A 2,190-nucleotide genomic window follows, 5' to 3' on the forward strand; every position below is an offset into this window, starting at 1 on the left:
CACGGTGCAGATAACCGAAGCCGACCCTTTTGAACTGACGGCTAATATCCGTCTGGTGGATTGGGAAACGGGTGACTATATAGATGATTACGAGCCCGAAAATGGGCTGGAGACTGTCATCGTAGCAGACCTGCTACCCGCAACAGAAACGACTTATGACATCAACGCCGGTATCGTCACGTTGGCACTTAAAACAGGAAGTAGTTTTACCGCTACCACCGGCTCCAATGCAGGAGTCGAAGCGCAATTAAACTACTATGGTAATAACACTGCTGACAACTGGTTGAAACTGGAAGAAATCCCTGTTACCACAGCACGAACAGGAGCCACGCAGAAAGTGAAATACAAAGTAACTCTTAATGAGAATTATACAGGCGACAACTATCCCCGCGGCATTCTCTGCCTGATGGACAAGGCAGGAGGCGGTGAGGAAGTGATACTTATAGATATAGACGCTACTTTGAGTGCCCCCATCGTAAAACCCACAGGCGCTGCAATGAGCCCCGACGGGGTAAATAACTGGAATGCAGTAGACAATACACTCTATCTGGTACAGACAGTCAGTTCCAAAATTTCCACAGGTACGATAGTAGTCACTTCCGTGGGCGGCAGCAAGATAGAGTTTCCTGCTGATGCGGGCATCACAGTCAGTCCGGCTTCGAGCCCGCACACCACGCAGGAATATACTTTCCAATGGGCAGGTACGGATGCTACCGACTTGACTGAAAAAGAAATCACCGTAGCCTTGAAAAATCGTTCGGACGAGACAAAAGCCGAGAACATCAAAGTGAAATTACTACCTAATCGACTCAATAACTTACAAATAACAAATCAAAGCGCAGGAATCAGCCTTTCATCTATAACAGCCACCACCGCCACGCTTACTATACCTGTCATCAAGGACAAGCAATTCACCCTAACAATGGATAATTATAGTAAACCTACTATAAGCAAGTGCCCGTCATGGCTGGAAAACATTACACCGGTGTCTACACGTAGCACACCGGAAAGTAAAACAGCAAGTTTCACTTTCAAACTGATAGAGAACGCAGCAAGTTTCGATGATACGCAAATCGTATTCACAAACGCTTCCGGAGGAACAGGAATAACAGTGAATATTGCGAGAGAATTCCAAGCACCCACAATTGAGGTAGTCAGTACAGACCCTTCCGCTAATTCATATATATCAAGTAGTAAATCACTGAACTTGTATCAGTTGAAATCGTCTTATTATTCTACAGCAACGTTGAAAATATACTCTTTGGGAGGAAGTGTATTACAATTACCCGGAGGAGTAGAAGCTGACCTTGCGGAATCTAATACGAAAGAGCATAATTATGTAATAAAGTACCAAACAAGCAGTTTCTCACTTAGTGATGCGAACGGTGGAACACTCTATGTAAAAAACTTATCGGATGATACAAAAAAAGAAGCAATTGCGGTTACTTTTAAATCATCATTGCCCACGTTTACAGCAAACAAATCCGGAATAACCTTCACACGGGCAGCAACAGACGTAGACATGAAATTATCTACAACAGATACAAACCTTTGGGGAATAACTAATTTTACGGTGACATTTAAAGGAGGTACAACTTATAGTTATGATGAAAGCTCAACAGATTCACGTGCAAAAGACTATCAGACCGTAAACCAGGAAAGTAAAACGTCGGGAACTACTACCACTTTCAAATTTACATTTAAGAATGTCACTATCAATGAAACTGCAAAAAATCTATACTATTTTAAGTTTAAAGCAGATGATGTCAGATTTCCCGACTACCAAATTGATGAATGGACAGGTTCACCTGTTGTGTACGGAATGACAACTTATGCACTGAATAATTACTGGATTTATTCACCGCATACAGAGGCAACGTGGAGTAGCATCAATAGTTCCGTACCTTCAGGATGGAGCTTCGTAACAATGGATCAATACAGACTTTTTTCCGGTAGATCTCAAACTAATTATGATGACATTGCTTCTTACAGCATTAATTTTAATTCTCTTCAAAAACAAGTTTTTAACATTGGACGACATTGGTCAAAGGATGGATACGGTGGTGATTTATCAGCACGGACCCTTGACATTTATAGTGGCTTTACATCGTCAGCTTATGGCTATCCCCATAGAACAGAGAATCATTATTATTTCTATTGCAGACCTTTTTAAAAAAACATTCAAGCGGA

Annotated in this window: 1 pseudogene; it reads left to right on the top strand. The window is 41.8% G+C overall.

Features of this window, described 5'->3' with window-relative positions:
- Positions 1–2,173: pseudogene (locus BACCELL_RS22325) on the top strand (hypothetical protein); the annotation flags it as partial.
- Between the last annotated feature and the right edge of the window lie 17 nt (positions 2,174–2,190).

Source organism: Bacteroides cellulosilyticus DSM 14838, assembly GCF_000158035.1.
GTDB lineage: Bacteria > Bacteroidota > Bacteroidia > Bacteroidales > Bacteroidaceae > Bacteroides > Bacteroides cellulosilyticus.